This is a genomic window from Pseudomonas sp. P135 (assembly GCF_020312125.1).
GTDB classification, from domain to species: Bacteria; Pseudomonadota; Gammaproteobacteria; order Pseudomonadales; family Pseudomonadaceae; genus Aquipseudomonas; species Aquipseudomonas fragariae.
Window position 1 is genome coordinate 1 of the sequence record NZ_JAGPYR010000008.1, and the last position, 19467, is coordinate 19467.

Consider the following 19467-nt stretch of genomic DNA (forward strand, 5'->3'; position numbering starts at 1 on the left):
GAATGTGAATGGCGTGGACATCAAGTTGTCGCCGGGCATGGCGGTGACGGCGGAAGTGACGACGAACAAGCGGCGGGTGATTGAGTATTTCCTGAGTCCGTTGCAGCAGCATGCGTCGGAGAGTTTCAGGGAGCGGTAGTAAGTGGAAATCTGGATTAATAACAGTAACTCAATCGGTACTGACTCATGGGCGATACAATGGCAACTATTATCAACGGGCAGAGTGGCGATGATTGGCTTTATGGCACGTCGGCCAATGACATACTGGATGGCGGTGCGGGCAACGACAGGCTGTCTGGCGGCCTTGGCAATGACACCTATCTTTTTTACCGAGGCATGGGGCAGGACACGGTCACTGATTTCGACTGGACCGTTGGCAATATCGATACGATCAAGGTAGCAGCCGATATTGCGCCCGCCGATGTGACGGTTAGTCGCGATGGTACCTACCTGTATCTTTCGATAAAGGGAACGACTGACAAAATGTCGGTCACGTTCTTCAATAACATCAACTATCAGGTGGAGCGTGTCGAGTTTGCCGATGGGACGGTATGGGATATCGATACCCTGAAAACCATGACTCGTGGCGTGGCCAGTGATACGGCTGATACCTTGTATGGCGATGTCGGGGATGATGTGCTCGATGGCCTCAATGGTAATGACAAGTTGTATGGTGAGGAAGGCAATGATTTGTTGAGCGGAGGTGAGGGTAACGACACCTTGAATGGAGGCACAGGCAACGACACATTGAACGGCGGGGCAGGCAACGATTCCCTCAGTGGTGATGATGGCGATGACACCCTGGACGGCGGTGCCGGTAATGATTACTTGTCGGGGTCTCGTGGCAATGACACTTATCTGTTCTACAGAGGGATGGGGCAGGACACGATCAGCGAGTTTGATACGACCGCTGGTAATGCAGATACCATTAAAGTGGCTGCCGACATTATTCCTGACGATGTCGTCGTGAGGAGAGAGAACACAGATCTTTATCTCTCCATAAAGGGCACCACTGACTGGATGAAGATCTACAGTTATACCGATTCCGGTTATCAGGTTGAACGAGTCGAATTTGCTGACGGGACAGTCTGGTCGGTTAGCGATCTCAAGCGTCTTTCGCGGGTCGTGGCCAGTGAAGGAGCAGAAACAATCTATGGAGACGAGACCAGTGAGCAGCTCGATGGGTTGGGTGGTAACGATCAGATCTATGGTCTTGCTGGCAACGACGTGCTTCTGGGCGGCGCAGGCGATGACTTGCTTGATGGCGGAATGGGGTTAGATACGCTGGATGGTGGCGCTGGTAATGACATGCTTTATGGCGGCTCCGGCAATGACACGTATCTGTTTCAGCGTGGCGGCGGTCAGGATGTGATCAATGATCGCGACTGGACCGCTGGCAATATCGACACGCTCAAACTGGCACCAGGTATTGTTTCAACCGATATCAAGGTTTCGCGCGCAGGAAACAATCTTGAGCTGGCGATTATCGGTACATCGGACAAGATAACGGTTCGTGACTGGTTTTATTCTGCCGATTCGCAGGTCGAACAGGTTCAGTTTGCGGATGGCACACTCTGGGATGTAGCCACCCTGAACGCGATGGTCAAAGGCGTTGCAACTGAAGGCAACGACGTCCTGCAAGGGGAGGAATCTGTCGCAGATACCCTGAACGGATTGGGGGGGGACGATACACTTTACGGTCTGTCGGGTAATGACACGCTCAATGGCGGTGCCGGCAACGACACGCTTTACGGTGGTGCAGGTGCGGATACCCTTGATGGTGGCGCCGGCAACGACACGCTTTATGGTGGTGCAGGTGCGGACACCCTTGATGGTGGCGTCGGCAATGACAACCTTTATGGTGATGCTGGCAATGACACCTATCTTTTCTATCGTGGGGCCGGGCAGGACTGGATCAGTGATTACGACAGTTCTGCAGGCAATCTGGATGTCATCAGGGTCTCCGACAGTCTCACGCCTGCCGATATCCAGCTCAGCCGCAGTGCGTACGACCTGTATGTAGGCATCGCTGGGTCAGCCGACAAGCTTACGGTGTCTGGATGGTTCTCAAATACGTCGACCCAGGTCGAACAGATTCAGTTCTCCGATGGAACAACTTGGGGCATTGATGCGATCAGGGCGATGAGCAGTGGTACGGCCAGTCAGGGCAACGATGTTCTTTACGGCAATGATGCGCTGGCGGATTCGTTGAGCGGTCTTGATGGCGACGATGAAATCAACGGGCTGGGCGGCAACGACATCCTGTCGGGAGGGGCTGGTAATGACCGGCTTTACGGTGATGCAGGCAACGACACTCTGACAGGTGGAACCGGCAATGATCAGCTTGATGGCGGTCGGGGTAACGATCTCTACCAATTCGAGCGGGGCGACGGTCAGGATGTAATTAATGATTTTGATCCTGATGCAAACACCGACGTGCTGCAGTTCGGTGCCGGTATCGCTGCTGATCAACTGTGGTTCAGCAAAAACGGTTGGGATCTGGAAGTCGGTGTCATCGGCACGGCTGATAAAGTGACGGTATCCAACTGGTCATTCTGGGGCGCTGGCAGTTGGGAGAAGGCTCAGCAGATCGAGCAGTTTCGCACTGATGATGGCAAGGTCCTGCTGGGAGGGCAGGTTGATCAACTGGTAGAGGCCATGGCGGCTTTCGCACCGCCTGCTGCCGGTGAACTTAAGCTGTCTGAGAGTTACCAGGCTTCGTTGAACGTGGTGATTGCGAGCAACTGGCAATAACAGTAATTCAGGCTGTCGTACCCGGAGGTGCGGCAGCCTGAAGCGTTTTCTATCATTAATACGTTGCGCGAGTGAGCTAAACACTCATACAGCTAGTTATAACCTAAAGAAACGACTCCGGACACCCCCGTCCCCAATCATCCGAACCCCACTCCGCAATACCCACCCCTCAATAAACTAAACTACCCAGCGGCACCCGCTCGCTATTCGGGCCTGAGGAAGTTGTCAGCCTTATCCTTATCGTTCCACGCACCTGCCAATGCTCGGTTTAAAACATAACAGAACTACCTATTCGCACGAACCGCATAAGGATAAGGCTTGGATGACAATGACTCCAGTGGATGGATCGGCTACCTTCGAGGTTAATAACCTGTTCAGAAACCCCAGGATCTGTTTTGACTGGGAGGACCTGCGTTACTTCGTGATGTTTTCCACGGTCAGCTCCCTGAGTGGCGCTGCAAGGATGCTGGGTGTGGAGCACGCCACTGTGTCACGCCGTATCGCTTCGCTGGAGAAGTCTCTGAATGTAAAGCTTGTCGATCGTCGCAAGCGGTTGTACGAACTGACGGATGAGGGACGGCGTGTGGCGGCGATCGGGCGACAGATCGAGGCGCAGACTCAGGCTGTTGGCCGTCTCGCGGTTGCGGCTCAGGTGGTGCAGGGTGTGGAGGTGACCATCAGTGCGCCGCCGTCGGTGGCGGTCGAGAAGTTGGTGCCGCAATTGGGGGCGTTTCGGGCGATGCATCCCGGTATTGTGTTGCGGTTGTTGGGCGATCATCAGTATTCGTCGTTATCCAGCTGCCAGTCTGACCTGTGTATACGGTTTTCCAGACCTGTTGAAAGCGGTATCGTCGCGCGGCGGATTGGCACGGCTTCCTTTTCATTTTATTGCGCACGTTTTTATCTGGAGCAACGCCCTCCGGAGCATTACGAGTTTATTGCTTATGACAATGAACTGATGAGTGACAGTCAGAACGGTTGGTTGAGGGATATCGTCGGTGATCGACCCTTTGTGCTGGAGGCCAAAACGGTGGAGTTGCAAATTCGTGCTGCGGAAACCGGTGTGGGCATCGCGTTACTGCCCAGTTTTGCCGTAGAGGATAATAATCGTCTGTGCCGGGTGGAGTTGTCGGCTCCGCTGGAAGTCGATGTCTGGCTCGGCGTGCATGAAGACTTGCGCGCGGTGGCTTCCATCCAGGCTGCCATGAATTATGTGGAAAGCTGTTATCTCTAGGCAGGCCTGAGTTCGCGCTGGTCATGTTGGCGGTAAAACAGTCTTGCGGTGAAAAAATTCCCATCCCCTCATCAAATATCGACAGTTTACAAGTTCGGCTGTTTTGACGAGGATCAATATCGAGTGGAGCAGTTCATGACTCGAAACTCCGAGACGTTAAGGTGTCGGCTCGGCAAGGTTTGTTAGATGGCGCGCTGTTGGATAATTATAAAAACTCAAGCAGTGGCAAGACCATCTCAAGCACCCTGATGACACCCTAAGGACAGCCGGAGATTCTCATGGCCGACGTAAAAATTCTCGACGTTACCTTGCGTGACGGTGGTTATCGGAACAACTTCAACTTCACAGAAGATCAGGCGCAGATAGTGGTCGCTGGCTTGGCCAGTGCGGGTGTCGACCTCTGCGAAATTGGTTATTGCAAAGGATCCTTCGCCCCGAAAGGCGAGCACGGTCTGACCAGTGATGTAGGCGCAGGCTTCATTGAAAAGATTGCGCAGGCGGCCAACGGCCGTATCGAACTGGCCGTCATGGTTCACCCCAGAAACATCACCACGGATGACTTCGCCATGCTCAAGGAGCAGGGCGTTTCGATGATCCGCGTCTGTTTGAGGCGCGATCAACTGGATGAGGGGCTTGTGACCTTGTCGCTGGCTCGCGATCACGGCTTCAGCGTCAGCGCCAATGTGACGCATGTCACCTCGCAGACGCCAGGCAGCGTGCTTGATACGGCAGTGCGCGCGGAGGGTGCCGGTGCAGATATCGTTTGCTGTGCGGATTCCAATGGCCACATGTTGCCAGCCGATGTAGACCGACTGTTCAGTCGTCTCTCAAGCCGGCTGTTGGTGCCGCTGGGCTTTCACGCGCATAACAATCTGTCGTTGGCGCTGGCGAATGCAGCGGCCGCCATAGAAGCCGGCGCTGAATACATCGACACGTCCATATGCGGCATGGGCAAAGGGGCCGGCAATCTTCACCTGAGTATGCTGGTTGCCTACCTGGAGCGTACGGGCGTCAGTCATGGTTATGACCTGGTGAAAGTGATGGAACTGTCGGAAGCCACGGCCCGCGCGGTACCGCACAACAATATGCCCAGCCCGCTGATGGATGTCATTCTGGGCACTTACAACTTCCCCTATGACAGCAGTCAACGCGTGCGCGACACCCTCGAGCGCTTTCAGTTGACCTCCGAGTACCGAGCGATCGAGGTCATGTATCAGCAGGACAAGGTGGCGCGCCTCGCGCCGCGAGCGGTGTTGTCGACCATCGCCACCGGCTTGCCGAACGGCGCGAAGGGAGTCGCGCTATGACCACTCAAATGCTCCGAAAGCGCATATGTGTCTTGCCCGGTGACGGGATCGGTATTGAAGTCATGGAGGCGGCGCTTCCGGTGATTGCGGCGCTGAACCTGCCGTTCGATCTGGTACCGGCGGACATAGGTTGGCAATGCTGGAGGGCCGAGGGGGAAACCGTTCCGGCCCGGACCTGGGAGATCATGGCCAGTTGCGATGCGACATTGCTTGGCGCAATCACCAGCAAACCTCTAGCAGAGGCCGAAGCAGAGTTGCCACTGGCGCTTCAGGGCCAGAACCGCCGCTATGTCAGTCCGGTCATTCAGCTCAGGCAGAATCTCGACCTGTACGCCAATGTCCGCCCGGTCAGTGACATGACTGGCGAAAACAGATTTCGCTTTGTCGTGATCAGGGAAAACACCGAAGGGCTTTATGCGGGGCTGGACTTCGGTTGTATCCCGGATGCACTGGTGCCGCTGCTCGAAGAGCGGGAAGCCCTCGGCGCGGCGTGGCAGCGAGAAGGGCAGGATGATGCGACGGTGACGTTGCGCCTGCAGACGCGAAGTGGCCTGACGCGTATTTTCGAATACGCCTTCGAGTACGCCCGCAAGAACCACTTCACGCGGGTCACGTTTGTCGACAAACCCATGGTCCTGCGGCACAGCAGCGCCTTTGCACGGGGCATCTTCGAAGCAACAGCTCAGCGGTATCCGGACGTGACCGGGGTCATCGAGAATGTCGATGCGGTTGCCCTGTGGATGGTGCAGCGTCCCGAGCGGTTCGGGGTGATCGTTGCCGAGAACATGTTCGGCGATATTCTTTCCGATCTCGGCGCCGGAGTCATGGGAGGCCTGGGGTTTGCGCCCAGTGGCAACTTCGGCAATTCAGGGGCTTATTTCGAACCGGTACACGGCAGCGCTCCTGCCCATGCGGGGTTGAACAAGGCCAACCCCGGCGCGATGTTCATGGCCATCGCACTGATGCTGGAGCATTTGGGGTTCCCGGCCGAGTCGGCGTGTATCAGCCAGGCCGTCAGCCTGGTTTCTCGTACATCCACACGCACGTATGACCTTGGCGGTTCCCATTCCACGGCCCAGGTGGGCGACGCGATCGTTCAACAGTGCATCGAGTTGCAGTCCCGCACGTTCGGGTATGGCAACGAACAGGTTGCAGCACAGGGAGAACGTCATGTCAGCGCACTTTGAAGCTGTACCCATTGCGCAAGCCGTGCTGGAGGCATGTGAACATCTCGACACTGCGTCCTTGTCTGACGCGCTGGACAGCCTGGGGATCCAAGGTGGGCTTTCGGGTATTGCCTCGCAAGTACCTGGCACTCGTTGCGTAGGTATCGCATTTACCGTGCAGTACGAGCCGGTCGATGCCTCTGCGGCCTTCAAGGGTGCTGCCAACTATATCGATCACGTACCTGCGGGTGCGGTGATTGTCTCCTCAAACAACGGACGCCAGGACTGCACGGTATGGGGCGATATCATGACCCGCTTCGCGTTGGCCAATGGCATCAAGGGCACCGTGATCGATGGCGTGGCACGCGATATCGATACGGTCATCGAGTGCAGTTACCCATTGTTCAGTCGCGGACGTTTCATGCAGTCAGCAAAGAATCGCGCTCGACTTCAGGCTGTACAGGTGCCTCTGCTCATCGCTGGCGTAGCGGTCCGGCCCGGCGACCTTCTGGTGTGTGATGGCAGCGGGTGCGTGGTGATTCCACAGCAACTGGCCGTCGAGGTCGTACGCCGTGCCCAGGCGATCGAGCACACAGAGCGCAGCATCATTGAAGCCATATCGGCTGGCTGGCCCCTGGAAAAAGCCCGCAGCACCTATCGATACGACCAGCCCTGGCTGACTGACGCTGAAAAAGTCAGCGTCGCTGTGCCTTCACAGGCGTGAACCGATCTGCCTTCCCACTTGAATGGAAATGATGATGAAAATGGAATTGTTCGACGCTCAATCCGTCACCGATGACAACGCGGTCTATCTGGTCAATGTCGTACAGGTAAACGAGGGGGCTCAGGATCTGGCCATTCAGATTCTCGAAGAAACCGTCAGCTACGTGGCACGCACTTACAGTGCCTTCAAATGGAGCCGATTGATGAGAAGCACCGACGGCAAGACCGTCATCAATCAGGCGCAATGGAGCGATCGCAGCCAGTTCGAGTCGCTGTTTAGCGACGCAGAGTTTCTGTCGCGTTACTCGCGGTTGAAAGAAACCGGCACCTGGGAATATCACCTGTACAACGTGGCCGAGTACATCACCCCTGAAATTGCCTTACAGAAGGCCGGCTGAGCCACGACCGGCAGAAGAGGGCGGCGCACAGGCCGCCTTCGTCTGACATTCACTCGGATTTGCACAGGGATTATGCGATGACCACGATCAATACAGCACTGACCTCACTTCTGGGTATTGACCACCCGCTGATTCTGGCGCCCATGGGCGGCGCGTCCGGTGGGCGTCTGGCGGCTGCGGTTTCCCGTGCCGGTGGCCTTGGCCTGGTGGGTGCCAGTTACGGCGACCCGCAATGGATGGCGCGTGAACTGGAGATGATGCGCGAGGTGCAGCAACCCTGGGGCGTAGGCCTGGTCATGTTTACCGTGGCCAAACAGTTCGAATTGCTTCACCTGGCGCTGGAGTATCGTCCGGCGGTGGTTGCCCTGTCGTTTGGTGATGTACGCCCTTTCGTCAGGCCCATCCATCAGGCCAATGCCAAAGTCATCGTTCAGGTGCACGACGTCGATCAGGCGCTTGAAGCGCTGGACGCTGGTGCCGATGCGCTGATCGTACAAGGCGCCGAGGCGGGTGGTCACAGTTTGCGCCGCGCTTCATTGCCGCTGTTCCCGGCGGTCCGCGACGCGGTGGGTGAGCATGTCGTGCTGATCGGTGCCGGCGGGATCGCCGATGGGCGCGGCATGGCTGCTGCGCTGGCGCTGGGCATGGACGGCGTGATGATGGGCACGCGTTTTCTGGCTTCGCAGGAGGCACTGCCTTCCGAACGGGTAAAGCAGCGACTGCTGCAGGCGGTTGCGAGCGATACGGTGCGAACCCGGATCTTTGATCAGGTGCGCGGCATCGACTGGCCGGAGGGCTACAGCGGACGCGTGATCGGCAATGACTTTTCCGCTAGCTGGGCGGGTGAGGAGCAGGCTTTCGCTGCCTCAGCCGGTCAACTGCGCCTGGACTATGAAGCCGCGCTGGCGGCCGATGATGTCAGTATCCGGGCCATCTGGGCGGGCGAAGTCGCGGACCTGATCAAGGAAGTGCTGCCTGCGCAACGGATTATCGAGTCGACCCTGCGCGGGTATGCCGCCAGTGTCGAACGCCTTCGCACGCCCCGCTGAGCCTTCACGATTGAGCCCTCACGATGGAGCAACGACCGGACCCGCTTGACAAGGCGGGTCTGGTTCTTTTTGCAGGAGCAAAAGCCATGAGTCATTGCATGACCTTCCGGACCTTTGGTGTCGGGCATTCGCGCGTCTTTATTCTGTCACCGGTGATGCCGGTCTGGGACGAGGGTGGATTTGCCCAGCCGCTGATCGAGCACTTCACCGCCGCCGGTTTTCAGGTCACGGTGTTTGATTCCCTGTCGCTGCCCGTTATGCAGGGTGAGGACTTTGGTGCCTTTACCGAGCGCTGGGCCTGCGCGCTCGAGCCATGGGGTGTGCCGGATGTACTGGTCGGCGTTGCCTTGGGCGGTGCATTGGCGCAGGCACTGGCAGGCACTTCATTTCTGCAGTCGACACCTGCCTTGCTGCTGCTGTCTTCCCCGGCCAAGGCCGACGGGTTACTCGATTCCAGGCTGGGACATATGGCGGACCTGGCCGAACAGGGGCATGTCGAGCAAGCCAGGCATCTGCTGGACAATCTGGTACTGCCTGACGGGCAGTCGCATGAACGAGTAGGCCTCGCCGGCGACGAGAGTGACGCGACGCTTTCGATGCAGGGGCAGCGCTTGACAGTGGGTTTCAGGTTGCTGGCTGGTGTCGATGTCAGTGAATGTCTGCTCGATTACCAGGGCCGCGTGTTGAGCGTGTTCGGTGAAAAGTCGCAATTGGTGAGTGCACGCCATGTACTGCGTACCAGTGGCCTGCAGCAGCGCTCATTGTGCATAGACGGCGGCGGGATGCGTCCGCTGGCGGATGACTTGCAGCAGGTGCTGGACAGCATCGACACGTTCCTGATGACCCGCCAGGAGTGCGTGCAATGAGTCAGGTCGATGCGCTGAACTTCATTGATGTGCATTACCACGCCAATCCTGACGCGTTCATTCGTCGTCATGGTGCGATCGAGGCGGGCAGGTGCTACGCGCGGGTGCAGGGCAGGGTGGTGCTGAAGAATCATCTGGGGTGTACGGCAGCCCAGGCGTGGGAAGCGCGCGATCAGGGGTTTCCGGTCAGCGGCTCGGTGGTGCTGAACGAGATTGCCGGCGGCATCGACTACCGTGTGGTCGAGCGCAGCCTGTGTTTGCGTGGCGATGAGCCCGGGCGTTTCCTGGTTCACTTGCCAACCGTGACCGGCAGGACGCATGCCAGTACGCTGACCCGCAACCTGAGCCATCCGCTGTTGCGGGACAAGCCCATCAAGCCTGCCAGAGTGACATCGGACAACGGCCGGCTGACGCCACAGACGCTGGATATTCTGAGAATGGCGCGTGACTATCCGCTGGTGATCTCGACCGGGCATGCCGATGCCAATGAAGTCAGGACGCTGATCGACGAAGCGCTGCGCATCGGTGTGCCAAGGTTGATGCTCAATCAGCCTGCCAATCCGTTGACCGGTCTTGACGCGGCCGAGCTGGCGCTGATCGGCACAGAGCCATCGGTCTACATCGAGCAGACCGCACTGACGTACTTGCTGGGTTATCAGGACCGGCAGGATTTCAGCGATGTGTTGAGCCATGTCGGCAATGTGGTCTACAGCTCGGACCTGGGGCAGACCAGTCAGATCGATGTCCACCAGTGGCTGTCGCTGAGCGGGCAGTGGTTCGACGCGTTCGGCTTGAGCGACGAGCGCCGCACCGAGGTGACGCTGCTGAATCCGCAACGCATGTTGGCCCTTTAAGCTGTCCGGATAAGCGCCTCCCTGGCCAGCACCGCCAGGGAGGCCCGGCCATCAGGCTACTTCTGCGGACACCTTCGAAGTCATCGCCTCCACAACCCTGGATTCACGCAGGCCCGCGTCCTCCATCAGTGGCAGTGTTTCCCTCACGAAGTCCTTTATACCCTCATGGTAATCGAGCCACGTCAGGGCAATGCCGTCGATCCCCCAGTCAGAATATTTCCTGAACAGCTCCACGATCTTCTCGGGTGTGCCTACCAGTGGCACCCCGGCGAATCCGGCCTTGAAATGGAAACGGAAACGCACGGCGTCTTCGGGGGTGAAAATGCCGGTCTGGATACCCAGCTCGCCGGTGATGATGTCGCAGCCCTCATCGTCACCGACCTGGTTGGCGTAATAGTCCAGGTAAGCGTCTGCTTCCTCTTGCGTGTCCTTCTGCACCACATAGCCATAACACCATATCTTTATGTCGCGGCCGAACTTCTGTTTCGCCAGGTCCTTGTAGGATGCAATCTGCTCACGCACGGCCTGTTCGCCGTCCAGATGTTTGACGATCAGGAACGCGGCGTCGCAATGTTCTGCACAGAAGAGTTTGCCGCGTGGCGACCCCCCTGCGTTGATCAGGTAGGGTTTATTCAGAGGTTGTGGCTGCGAGATTGCGCCGCAGATGTTGAAATACTCGCCTTTGAAGTCGAACGGGGTCTGCTGCTCCCAGGCATTTTTTGCAATGTGCAGCCACTCTTCTGCGTAGTCGTAGCGTTTGTCGTGCTCCATCATATGGCCGTTGAACATGCGCATTTCCGCGCCATACCAACCGCAAAGGATATTCAGCCCGAAGCGCCCGCCGCTGATGTGGTCGATGGTCACCGCCTGTTTGGCCGCGAACAGCGGGTGCACGGTGGGCAGGTGCGAGGTGGTGAACACGGCGATCTGACTGGTCAGGGCTGCAATCCCGGCAGCCCAGGTGTAGGTTTCGAAACAGACACCGCCGGTATTGTTGGTGCCGCCGAAACCTTTCCAGCGGCCGACCGGTATGAAGGCTTCAAACCCTGCATCGTCGGCAATCCGGGCGATTTCCAGGTTGCCTGCCCAATCGTCTCCGCGCAGGCGTTCAGGCGCGTTGGTGACGGTGCAGCCGCCCTCGGTATTGGTGGAGAAAACACCCAGCTGTATCTTGTTCGCGCTGCTGCGCATCGGGTTGGTTTTTATCGGATAGGATTTTTCAGCGCGCATCGTGACCTCCCAGGTCGATAGTTGGATCGTTCGTCCTTGCTACATCCTGAACCTGCGGTGGCCGTGCCGACGAAGTATTCGGTCAGGCATGATCACCCCGGCGGGTCGGGAAGTACGGCAGCACATACTCTTCCAGCTCTTGTAACACTTCTGTGGCCGGACGCCTCAGTGGCTTGAGGTTCAGCGCCACATGCGAAACACCCTGTTCCCGCTGACGCTGCCACAGGGCGATGAGGGCGTTGCGCCCGGTACTGATTCCACGGCCGACTTTCATCGGCGCGTCCTTGTTCTCGTCCAGGTCGAAGAACGTCGCATAGCCGTAGGGCTTGAACTGCATCTGCTCATTGGCGCTGCGCCAGTGATTGATCACTTCAGGCAAGGTGTCGAAGCCGCTCTGATGCCATATCCAGCCGTCCATGTTATTGGCCAGCCATGTGATGTCCTGCTGACAGCGGCCGATGGCAAGCATCGGCAGCCGCCCGAAAACCGGTTTCGGCAGTAGATCCAGCGTGCCATTGAGTTGCCCGTAATGACGCGATTTGAACACTGGAAAAGACTGCTCGGTCACCGCGTGCAGCAGTTCGACGCCGTCTCTGAAGCGTTCTGCGCGGGTCTCGAAACGCTCGCCGAACGCGGGATATTCGCCGGGCCTGTCCCCTGTAGACACACCCAGCAGGAAGCGTCCTTCGAGCAACACGTCGACGCTGCACGCCTGTTTGGCAACCATCAGCGGATTGCGCAACGTCAATATGATGCCTGCCGTGCCGATGCAGATTTGCCGGGTGACCGCAGACAGTAGCGCGGCGTAGACAAAAGGATCGAACACCTGACCGGCGTCGCCGAACCCCGGATCGAGAAGCGGTACGTCGCGCAGCCACAGCGCGGCGAAACCGGCCTTGTCGGCCTGAATGGCGAGGGCCAGATGGTCTTTCATGGTCGGTGCTGCGGAGTCCGGGTAGCCCTCCAGTGGCGCGATCAGACCGAACGTGAGATGTCCCGGCGCGAACACCTTTGCAAAGGCGGGATGGCGCTTTGCGCCGGGTATTTCATAGGGACTCACTTGGTTTCACCCGCCAGTTCAAGCGTGTCGGAGGGCTCTATGGGCGGTTCTTCATGAGCGCGTACGCGACCAAGCAGGGCAAAGACCGCCACCGCCGTCAGCACGGTGGCGGCGCTGAGAATGAACAGCAGATTGCGGAATGCATTGACGTACTCTTGGTGCAGCAACGCTGACTGACCGGACAGCAGGCTTGTCGCATTGTGCAGATCGCCCAGGGCAGCGCGGTTGGCCGCTTCGGTGACTGCATCAGGTGAGACACCCTTGAGTGCGTCGAAAAGTCCCCATTGAATGAACGTAGCCAGCAGGGCACCGGCGATTGCGATAGCGATCCCGTCCGCCGAAACGCGCACCGCATTGAAGATGCCGGTGGCCATGCCGGCGCGTTCCTTTTCGACGACGCTGATCGCCATGCCATCCATCAGCCCCCAGGGCAGGCCGATACCGATACCGATCAAGGCCATCGGCAGCAACGCTGTCCTGATCGCGCCGCTGTCCAGTGCCAGCGCCAGCCATAGCAGTCCGGCCGCCACCAGCAGCAGCCCGACGCCGGACAGCAGTCCCGACGTGAAACGACGTGCCAGTTGCGCGGCAAGCAGGGGCACGATCAGCAGGGGCGCGGCCAGCGCGGTCATCATCTGCCCGGTTTCAAGGGCGCTGAGGCCGTCGATGCCAATGAAGCGCGCCGGCAGCATGATGATCAGCACGACAAAGAAAAATGCGGGAGTGGCTGCAAGAATCTGCACGCCGACAAAGCGCGCGCTTTTGAACAACGAGAGATCCAGCATGGGACGGGCGACGCGTCGCTCCACCGCAATGAATACCCAGAACAGCAGCAGTGAGCCGATGATGCCGCCCATCACCAATGGATCGGTCCAGCCCTCTTCAGGGGCGAGCAGAATTGCATAAGTGAACAGGGTCAATGCTGCGGTAAAACTGATTGCGCCCGGCCAGTCCATGCCCGTGGCGTCGGGATCCTTTGACTCGGTGGCGCTGAACAGCACCAGCAAAAATCCCGCGACGCCGATGAGTGCAGTCGCATGGAATGACCATTTCCAGCCAGCCGAATCCACCAGCGAGCCGGCTGCCAGAGGGCCGAAGGCCAGACCTATACCGAAGGTGGTGCCCAGCAGGCTGAAGACTCGGGTACGGTCGGCGCCATGAAAGGTCTGGGCAAGCGACGACATCGCCCCGGCGAACGCTGCCGCGCCGCCCAGGCCTTGAACCAGTCTGAGCAAATCTATCTGGACCACGGAAGAGGCCGCCGGAATGGCGAAGGTGGAGAGCACGAATATCGCCAGCCCGATCAACCAGACGCGTTTTCTGCCGTAGATATCCGTGAGGCTCCCGGCGGCCATCATCGCGCTGCCGTAGGTCAGGATGTAGGCGTTGATGACCCAGGTCAGCTCGACGGCTGATCCACCCAGCGCCTGGTTTATCGACGGCAGCACCACGGCAGGACCTGTGAAGCATAACGGGATCAGAATGCCGGTCAGGCAAGCGGCGAGCAGTTGTCCCCATCGCCCGGCGGTGGGCTGTGTTGGAACCTGGCGTGCTGTGGTCATGTGCAGTGTCCCTGTGAAGCGTGCCCGGGTTTTGCCGTGGTGCACGCGGTTATCCAAGAGCGATCGCCCTGCCGGGAGATTAGGGCTTGCGCCCGCAAACAAAAACAGGCTTATGTTCCGAACGTATGGGACAAGGTTGTCCTGAATAGGAGTGGGTATTGGAATCGCTCGGAAGCATCGCCGTGTTCGTTCTGGTTGCCGAAACACGGAGTTTTACCCAGGCCGGAAAGCGCCTGGGCATCTCTTCGTCGGGGATCGGCAAGAGTATCGGCCGTCTGGAGGAGAGCCTCGGCGTCCGCCTTTTTCATCGCAGTACGCGCAGTATCGCCCTGACGCTGGAAGGCTCGATATTCCTGGAGCGTTGCCGACGGATCCTGTCGGAGCTGGATGCGGCGGAAATGGAGTTGAGCAATGCCAGAGACTTGCCCAAGGGCAGGTTGCGGATCAGTTTGCCGTTGGTCAGCGGACTGGTGATGCCGGTGATCATCGACTTCATGCGTACCTATCCCGATATCGAACTGGACATCGATTTCTCGGACCGCATGGTCGATATCATTGAGGAGGGCTTCGATATCGTGTTACGCACCGGCGATCCCGGTGACTCTGGGCTGATGTCGAAGCGGATGGGCAGTTTCCAATTGCGCATTGTCGGCGCTCCGGACTATTTTGCCCGGCACGGTATACCCCGGCATCCTGGGGACCTGAGTCAGCACGCCTGTCTGTTGCACAAGTTTCCCTCCACGGGAAGGTTTGAACACTGGCCGCTGCGTCGTGAAGCAGGCGTCGACGATCTCGAGTTACCCCAGGCCATGGTGTGTAATACCACCGAGATTCTGGTGGACGTTGCGCGGGCCGGGTTGGGAATTGCCTGTCTGCCGGACTTCATGATTTCATCGGCCATTCGCAACGGCGAGCTGATACCTGTCCTGGATGACTACACGGTGCATACCGGAACGTTCAGATTGCTCTGGCCGTCCAGCAAGCATCTTTCGCTGCGCCTGCGAGTCTTCATTGATTTCATGCACGCCCATTTGTTCGCTCCCCCGACGGTGTAACCGCGCGGAGTGAGCCGGCAGCACCTGGCAAGGAGCACTGCTATGTACACGCTTTTCGGCACGCAAGGTTCGGGTTCGGCTGCGATCGAGATAGCGCTTCGGCGCTGCTCGGTGCCTTTTACCCTGTGCGAAGCCTGTGGTTGGGAGGAGGGGGCTGGCAAGGAGGCGTTGAGGCGGGTCAACCCGTTGATGCAAGTCCCCACGCTGGTACTCGCCGATGGCGCGGTCCTCACTGAAAGTGCGGCGATCCTGATTCATCTGGGCCTGGAGCACCCCGACTCCGGACTTCTGCCTGGCAAGTCCGCGCAGCGTGCTCAAGCGCTACGCGCGCTGGTTTACATTGCAGCCAATTGCTACGCCGCCATCGGGATCATTGATTACCCGCAGCGCTGGCTGGCAGGTTCCGACGATGATCTGGAGAGGCTGCTCGAAGCGGGCGCCCGGACGCGGTTGCATGAACACTGGGAGACGTTTGCCGACCTGTTTGGTGATGCCGGGATCTGGCGTTGCGATGCGCCCGGCGCAGTGGAGATTCTGGCCTCTGTCGTGACGCGATGGAGTGGCACGCGGGAGCACCTGCGTAACACCCGGCCGGATTTTCATGCGCTGTTGTTACAGGTTGACGCCGAGCCGCTGGTCAACGAGGTGATACGACGCCATTGGCCTTGAGGAACCTGGCGACAGGATGAAGCAGGTTAGAAAATAAAAAAGCCGAACAGTGAATGTCCGGCCATTTTTATTTAACGGGTATCTGAAGTAACCATGCCTCGCCGGCGATGAGCCGTTGTTATTGTTCGGTTATATGGGCTGGTGCATTCGTTGCACTGATCGGGCCCAGTATTCTCAAGTAGAGATGCACGGTAGTGCCGCTTCCCGGTGCTGTTTCAACGCGTGCGCCTCCGCCGGCATTTACCGCAAACTCCTGCACCTGAACAAGGCCAAGCCCGGCACCCGGGTCCGAACTTCTGGTCGTGAAGAAAGGTTCGAAGATCTGCTCCTTGAGCTCGGCTGTCATGCCGGGACCGTTATCTTTCACGCTGAGTACCAGATAATCGCCTTCCGGGAATTGCGGGTCGTCCTTGACGGATTCCAGCCGGGTCGAGATATGCACCTTGCCGGGGCCTGAAATTGCATCACGCGCATTGCTCAGGAGATTCAATAAGGTGGTATGCAATTGCGCTTCGGCGCACAACACGCCCCAGCCCTGGGCGGATAAGTCGAATGACAGATCCAGCGTGTCGCCCGCCGAACGCAACAGAAGATCACGGGCTGCATCGATCCGTTCGCTGACATCGATGCAGATCAGTTCGGAACCGTCCTGGCGAACGCTGTTGAGCAGGCGAGTTACCAATTGGCGACCGTGATCCACTGCCCGCAGTCCGGTATCACTGAGCGTTTCGACGTCCGTCGGGCGGCGTGAGCGCATGCGGATCAGTTGCAGGCTGGCGCTCAGTGCCTGGAGCAGGTTGTTGAAGTCATGAGCGATGCTCGCCGTGAGCATGCCCAGCGATGACACCCGTTGCGACTGGCGCAGGTTGCGCTCCAGCGCCAGGCTTTGGCTCTGTGCGCTTTCGAGTCCCAGTGCCAGCTCGGCGGCGTGCTGGTCACGTTGCTCCGAGACCAGGCGGTATTGCATCAGGGCTGCGGTTTGCCGCGCCAGTGCCAGCAGGGCACGACGTTGCTGTTCGCTCAGTACGCGCGGCCAGATATCGATCACGCAGACGGTGCCCAGTGCATGACCGGCCTCGGTACGAATCGGCGCACCCGCATAAAAGCGGATGTAAGGAGGCCCCAGCACCAGCGGGCTCTCTCTGAAGCGAGGATCGGTGGTTGCATCTTCCACCACCAGCACATCGGAGGGCTGCAGGATGGCGTGGGCGCAGAATGCCAGGTCGCGATGCGTCTCCTGCACGTCCAGGCCGATGCAGGCCTTGAACCACTGGCGTTCTCGGTCAACCAGCGAGACCAGCGCAATGGGCGCGTCGCACAGTGTTGTCGCGAGCAGCACAATGTCGTCGAAGTCTTGCTCGGGAGCACTGTCCAGTATCTTGAGATGCTCAAGGGACAGGACACGTTCTTCCTCGCTGGCGGGAAGTGGCGCAGGGTGGTGGGTCATGGGGCGCACCGCGATCGGATGAAATAGGTCTTATGATGCCTATGATCCATAGAGCGCAGCAAGGCATACGCTGCATAAATCAGCTCGGCGTGCCGGTGTCCCCTTTATTCAGGTTGCTCGTTCGACACGCAGTGAAGCAGTCCTGCGCAATCGAAGGGCGTCAAGATCGTGTTCGAACTCTCTCGGAACAGTCACTTCTTATTGTCATCGCCGGTGCTTCCAGTCTATATAACGGCGCGCCATTAAATGACGCCTGTCATGAGAATTAAAGTTCACTCGTCATAAGAAGTTGCCAGGTGTCGAGAGTAATGAGTCGGCCTTTCAGAGTACTGTTTTTGTAACTTATTATGTCCATATTTTGCGTGCCGTGTAATAAACTGCTTCCGGTTTTTGCCTTGGCAAAAGTCATGAGCCCATTAATAACGTCCGTATTCTTCTGGAGCAACGCCGATGCCCGGCCCAAATGAATCAAGTCCTGCCGAACTTCTGCCCGAGGGAGCTCCCGACGACCGAGTCACCAGCCTGTTATGGGGGCCATTCTGGCTTGGGGATTCGTCCGGCACCCATCTGACTTACAGCTTTCATAAAGCCGACTCGGTCTACGCCACTGATTACAGTCGCTCTCAGGAGCCCGGCGATGCCTATTCGCTGACCGACGCCCAGGCGGCAGCCGCAAAAAGCGCACTGGATGCCTGGAGTGCGGTGGCAGATATCAAGTTCACCGAGGTTCAGGACACCCCCGATAATGTCGGAGACATCCGTTTCGGCGGCTTCAAGGGCCTGCAAGGTACAGAGTTTGGCCAGGCTTATGCGCCGGGTACGCTGGGCCGCTCCGGCGATGTCTGGATCGGGCCGAACGTCAACGCGGCCGATCCTGCCAAGGGCACGGATGATTACCTCACGTTCATGCATGAAACCGGTCATGCACTGGGGTTGAAGCATTCGTTCGAAGCCTCGCAGTACAACGATGTGCTGCTCGATGCCAAATTCGAAGATGCGCGTTACACCATCATGAGCTACACCAACAATTACAGCTTCAAGCCCACCACGCCGATGCTGCTCGATGTTGCGGCCATGCAGTTCATATACGGCGCCAACACCCACTATCACACCGGCGACGACGTCTACAAATGGGCACCCGGGCAGTCGGTATTCGAGACCATCTGGGACGCTGGCGGCAAGGACACCATTGATGCCAGCAATCAGGAAGCATCGGTGAAAATCAACCTCAACGAGGGTGAGTTCAGCACCATCGGCAAGGCGTTTCTCGATTACAACGCGAACCCTGACGCGCCGACGTCGATGAATTCCGGTCTGGCGATCGCCTACGGTGCGCACATTGAAAACGCCATAGGTTCTGCCTTCAATGACACGCTGATCGGCAACGATCTGGATAACGTGCTCAATGGCCGCGGCGGGCTGGATACCATGATCGGCGGGCTGGGCAACGATACCTACGTCATTGATCAGGCAGGCGAACTGGACCTGGTTCAGGAAAAGGCCGACCAGGGCATCGATACGCTGAAGATCACCTACGACAATACCTCGCCCATCGCACAGGTCATCAACCTCAATACCGGGACGTTGGCGAACTTCGAGAATGTCCACCTCAAAGGCGAGGGCGCCTTTACCGTGCTGGGCAATGATCGCAACAACACTCTGACCGGCAACGATGCGGACAATGTTCTTTTCGGCGGTGCCGGCAATGACAAACTGGTGGGCGGTCAGGGCGCCGATATCATGACTGGCGGTAGCGGCGCCGACCGTTTCGTGTTCAACGATTTGTCGGAAATGGGCAAAGGCCACAACAGCGACGTGATCACCGACTTCAATAGCCAGCAAGGCGACAAACTCAGCTTCCTGAAGATGGATGCCAACGTGGACACCAAGGCCCTCGATGCTTTCAGCTTCATCGGCAGCGGCGAGTTCACCGGCGCTGGCCAACTGCGTTTCGCCGATCATGTGCTGTCCGGCAACGTCAACGGCGACCTGCATGCGGACTTTGAAATCCAGCTGGTCGGCGTCAGCGAGTTCCATGCCCACGATCTGGCGGTCTGATCGCTGACCTGAAAGACCGATCTCAATGACAGGAC

General features: G+C 58.3%; 16 protein-coding genes and 1 pseudogene. 13 read left to right on the forward strand and 4 right to left on the reverse strand.

What is annotated here, in order from left to right; translation table 11 throughout:
* From KBY08_RS14050 to KBY08_RS14095, 10 genes and pseudogenes are all read left to right on the forward strand, one after another.
* Positions 1-139, forward strand: a pseudogene (locus KBY08_RS14050) (hemolysin secretion protein D); the annotation flags it as partial.
* 59 nt (positions 140-198) lie between these two features.
* On the forward strand, positions 199-2754 hold the full coding sequence (locus KBY08_RS14055) for a calcium-binding protein (protein WP_164920499.1): 2556 nt from the start codon (positions 199-201) through the stop codon (positions 2752-2754).
* A 322-nt stretch (positions 2755-3076) separates the two neighbouring features.
* A complete protein-coding gene (locus tag KBY08_RS14060; RefSeq protein WP_080267595.1) occupies positions 3077-3988 on the forward strand; it encodes a LysR family transcriptional regulator in 912 nt (303 codons plus the stop codon).
* A 278-nt stretch (positions 3989-4266) separates the two neighbouring features.
* A complete protein-coding gene (locus KBY08_RS14065; protein WP_024651176.1) occupies positions 4267-5295 on the forward strand; it encodes a nucleoid-structuring protein H-NS in 1029 nt (342 codons plus the stop codon).
* A complete protein-coding gene (locus KBY08_RS14070) occupies positions 5292-6482 on the forward strand; it encodes an isocitrate/isopropylmalate dehydrogenase family protein (RefSeq protein ID WP_111522318.1) in 1191 nt (396 codons plus the stop codon). The genes KBY08_RS14065 and KBY08_RS14070 overlap by 4 nt, the downstream gene beginning before the upstream one ends.
* Positions 6466-7185, forward strand: a complete 720-nt coding sequence (locus KBY08_RS14075; protein ID WP_058821932.1) for an RraA family protein — start codon at positions 6466-6468, stop codon at positions 7183-7185. Before KBY08_RS14070 ends, KBY08_RS14075 begins: the two co-directional genes overlap by 17 nt.
* Before the next feature lie 34 nt (positions 7186-7219).
* Positions 7220-7582, forward strand: a complete 363-nt coding sequence (locus tag KBY08_RS14080) for an antibiotic biosynthesis monooxygenase (protein WP_177410937.1) — start codon at positions 7220-7222, stop codon at positions 7580-7582.
* A 77-nt stretch (positions 7583-7659) separates the two neighbouring features.
* Positions 7660-8631, forward strand: coding sequence for an NAD(P)H-dependent flavin oxidoreductase (locus KBY08_RS14085; protein ID WP_058821931.1), 972 nt, complete (start codon positions 7660-7662; stop codon positions 8629-8631).
* Between the two features lie 86 nt (positions 8632-8717).
* Positions 8718-9497 carry a hypothetical protein gene (locus tag KBY08_RS14090; RefSeq protein ID WP_024639605.1) on the forward strand — a complete coding sequence of 260 codons (780 nt, stop codon included), beginning with the start codon at positions 8718-8720 and terminating at the stop codon, positions 9495-9497.
* A complete protein-coding gene (locus KBY08_RS14095; RefSeq protein ID WP_024639604.1) occupies positions 9494-10351 on the forward strand; it encodes a DUF6282 family protein in 858 nt (285 codons plus the stop codon). Before KBY08_RS14090 ends, KBY08_RS14095 begins: the two co-directional genes overlap by 4 nt.
* A 51-nt stretch (positions 10352-10402) precedes the next feature.
* Here the strand turns inward: KBY08_RS14095 and KBY08_RS14100 are convergent, their stop codons facing one another.
* The 3 genes from KBY08_RS14100 to KBY08_RS14110 form a co-directional block, all read right to left on the reverse strand.
* Positions 10403-11581, reverse strand: coding sequence for an LLM class flavin-dependent oxidoreductase (locus KBY08_RS14100; RefSeq protein WP_003400502.1), 1179 nt, complete (start codon positions 11579-11581; stop codon positions 10403-10405).
* Between the two features lie 82 nt (positions 11582-11663).
* On the reverse strand, positions 11664-12641 hold the full coding sequence (locus KBY08_RS14105) for an LLM class oxidoreductase (RefSeq protein ID WP_011268189.1): 978 nt from the start codon (positions 12639-12641) through the stop codon (positions 11664-11666).
* Entirely contained in the window at positions 12638-14203 is a 1566-nt protein-coding gene (locus tag KBY08_RS14110) for an MFS transporter (protein WP_024642689.1), read from the reverse strand. Before KBY08_RS14110 ends, KBY08_RS14105 begins: the two co-directional genes overlap by 4 nt.
* A 158-nt stretch (positions 14204-14361) precedes the next feature.
* On the opposite strand from KBY08_RS14110, the gene KBY08_RS14115 reads away from it, so the two are divergent.
* Positions 14362-15258: a LysR substrate-binding domain-containing protein gene (locus KBY08_RS14115; RefSeq protein WP_024642688.1), complete on the forward strand. Its 897-nt coding sequence runs from the start codon at positions 14362-14364 to the stop codon at positions 15256-15258.
* Between the two features lie 42 nt (positions 15259-15300).
* Complete coding sequence (locus KBY08_RS14120) at positions 15301-15927, forward strand: glutathione S-transferase (protein ID WP_111522316.1); 627 nt, start codon at positions 15301-15303, stop codon at positions 15925-15927.
* Positions 15928-16045: 118 nt separating this feature from the next.
* On the opposite strand, the gene KBY08_RS14125 is transcribed toward KBY08_RS14120, so the two are convergent.
* Positions 16046-17374 carry a sensor histidine kinase gene (locus KBY08_RS14125; protein WP_003400519.1) on the reverse strand — a complete coding sequence of 443 codons (1329 nt, stop codon included), beginning with the start codon at positions 17372-17374 and terminating at the stop codon, positions 16046-16048.
* Between the two features lie 450 nt (positions 17375-17824).
* Between KBY08_RS14125 and KBY08_RS14130 the strand changes: the two genes are divergently transcribed.
* Positions 17825-19432: a M10 family metallopeptidase gene (locus tag KBY08_RS14130; protein ID WP_111522315.1), complete on the forward strand. Its 1608-nt coding sequence runs from the start codon at positions 17825-17827 to the stop codon at positions 19430-19432.
* The last annotated feature ends 35 nt before the right edge of the window (positions 19433-19467 follow it).